Consider the following 2,521-nt stretch of genomic DNA (forward strand, 5'->3'; position numbering starts at 1 on the left):
CAGCGTGCGACACGAAGTCGCACCGTCAGAAGTGGAGAAGCAATGGCGAAAACGTAGCCGCAGCTTTTCCCTGGCTTGTGCCATAGGCCAGTCCCCCACGCTCACGTGCGTCGACAGTAATGACGGGGTGCGAAGCTGAGCGAAAACGAAACCTAAGGGCCATCTTCGGCCATCGAGGAAGCTCGGGTGCGGGGGAAGAGTGGCAGGGTGAACGAAAGTGAACCTCCGATGATGGCTCGTAAGTGTAGCCCGTCGATGGCATGCATTTAGACGGTATGGGAAGGGCCGCGATGAAGCGGCGGGTGGAGTCGCGGAAAGCTTGGAAGCGACTCAAGGCACCACCCTCTTCCCCGGGCTGTAGGAGGCACCCGCACCACTCGCGTCTTCACGGTGTGGAACGTGGAAACCCCGTTGGGGTCCGGCCAAATAGGCCGGTAAGCCGGACGCAAGAAAGGCAGAACCCTCCAGCGGGAACAGGATGGCTCAAGAAGCGAATGCTGGTAGAGCGAAAGCTCAGAGGAAATGGGCACCTGCCCTATAACTCGCCAGATACGGGACTCGTGCCCGGCCCGAAAGGGAGCAGACGTGGGCCTGGTGGACTGTTGAAGAACGAAGCAAGGAAACCGGAACCAAAGGGCAAGTTAGACGAAGGAGGAGCGGTGAGTGACACAGGTTGCGTAAGCGCGTCTCCGGAGAACGGACCGGCGGGCACTCCCGGCAATTGGCGTGGCATTGATTGGGCGCGGGCTGAGGAGAATGTACGGAGACTGAGGCAGAGGATCTTCAAGGCCGCTCAGCAAGGGGACCCGAAGAAGGTCCGCAATCTGCAGAAGCTCATGTTACGCAGCTACTCCAACACGCTCGTGAGTGTGAAGCGGGTGGCTCAGGTGAGCTCTGGCCGTAAAACGGCCGGCGTGGATGGAGTGAAAGATCTCACTCCGCAGCAAAGATACGAACTCGCGACCGCGATCCACGCGGAGACGAAGCCGTATCGAGCCGAGCCGGTCAAACGAGTGTACATACCGAAGAGCAACGGAAAGCAGCGTCCGCTGGGAATTCCGGTGATCCGGGACCGTGTGATGCAGGCGCGAGTAAAGAACGCGCTTGAGCCGGAGTGGGAGTCGCGGTTCGAGGCAAGAAGCTACGGCTTTCGCCCCGGACGCGGCTGCCACGACGCACGCGAGGCCGTCTTCAACGCCACCAGTTCCAGGGGCAAGAGGATCTGGGTCCTGGATGCGGACCTCGCAGGCGCATTCGACCGCATCAGCCACCGGCATCTGATGGAGTCCATCGGGCAGTTCCCTGCCAGGGAAATGGTCCGGGAATGGCTCAAGGCCGGAGTGATGGAACGCGGGAGATTCGCGCCCACCGAAGAAGGGACGCCACAAGGCGGGGTTATCAGCCCGCTCCTGCTCAACGTCGCTCTTCATGGCATGGAGGAAGCTGCCGGATGCCGGTACAAGAAAAGAGGTGTCGGGCGTGAGCCCGGCGCCGTGCCGGGCACCCCGATCCTGATCCGCTACGCCGACGATTTCGTGGTCCTGTGCCACGAGAAAGAGGAAGCAGAAGCGGTAAGGGAGCGGCTCGGAACGTGGCTGGCACCGAGAGGACTCGGCTTCAACTCAGGAAAGACCAAAGTGGTCCACCTGAACGAGGGCTTCGACTTTCTCGGTTTCAACGTTCGTAGATACGATGGCCAGTTACTTATCAAACCGAGCCGTGCAGCGATCAAGAAAATCAAGGAGCGGCTACGCGCCGAGGCGAAGGCCCTGCGAGGGTCCAACGCCACGGCGCTGATAGCGAAGCTGAGCCCTATCATTAGGGGTTGGGCTGCGTATTATCGTGTCGCCGTGTCCAGCAAGATCTTCAGTTCGCTGGACACGTACGTGTGGCGGCTCACCTTCAAATGGGCACGCTTCACGCATCCGAAGAAGTCGAGGACCTGGGTCGTTAATAGGTACTTCGGTAAGTACCATCCGTCCAGGCAGGACAAGTGGGTATTCCGGAACCCGGAGAACACCTCCTACTTAGTCAAGTTCGCCTGGACGAAGATCGTGCGTCACGACATGGTCAAAGGAACGGCGTCGATGGACGACCCGGCCCTGGCCGACTATTGGGCGAAGAGACGCCATAAGATGGTGCCGACGACACTGGACAAGAGAACCTTCTCGATGGCCTACCTGCAGAAGGGGCTCTGTCCGGTCTGTCGTCAAGACCTAATCGCCGGAGCGACGTACCAGCCGGACAATCCCCGAGAGTGGATCGAATGGTTCGCCGTTTCGAAAAGAAGGTTGGAAAGGCACCATCTCGTCTACCGAAGCCTTGGTGGGTCAGACGCGCGATCAAACCTCCGGCTCGTGCACTCTGAATGCCATCAACAGCATCACGCTGGAGATCGGTGGGAAAACGGCAGGATTGCCGCTGGGCGGCCCTTGCAGTCTGCTTGAGCCGGATGCGATGAAAGTCGCCCGTCCGGTTCTGAGGGGGCCGGGGCGCAGCAATGCGCTCCGGCTACCCGACA

Annotated in this window: 1 protein-coding gene; it reads left to right on the plus strand. The window is 60.3% G+C overall.

From position 1 onward, the window contains the following. Positions 1 to 659: 659 nt before the first annotated feature. Positions 660 to 2,447 carry a group II intron reverse transcriptase/maturase gene (gene ltrA / locus NE236_RS43130; RefSeq protein WP_252848123.1) on the plus strand — a complete coding sequence of 596 codons (1,788 nt, stop codon included), beginning with the start codon at positions 660 to 662 and terminating at the stop codon, positions 2,445 to 2,447. Positions 2,448 to 2,521: the final 74 nt, after the last annotated feature.

This window comes from Actinoallomurus purpureus (genome assembly GCF_024055795.1).
GTDB classification, from domain to species: domain Bacteria; phylum Actinomycetota; class Actinomycetes; order Streptosporangiales; family Streptosporangiaceae; genus Actinoallomurus; species Actinoallomurus purpureus.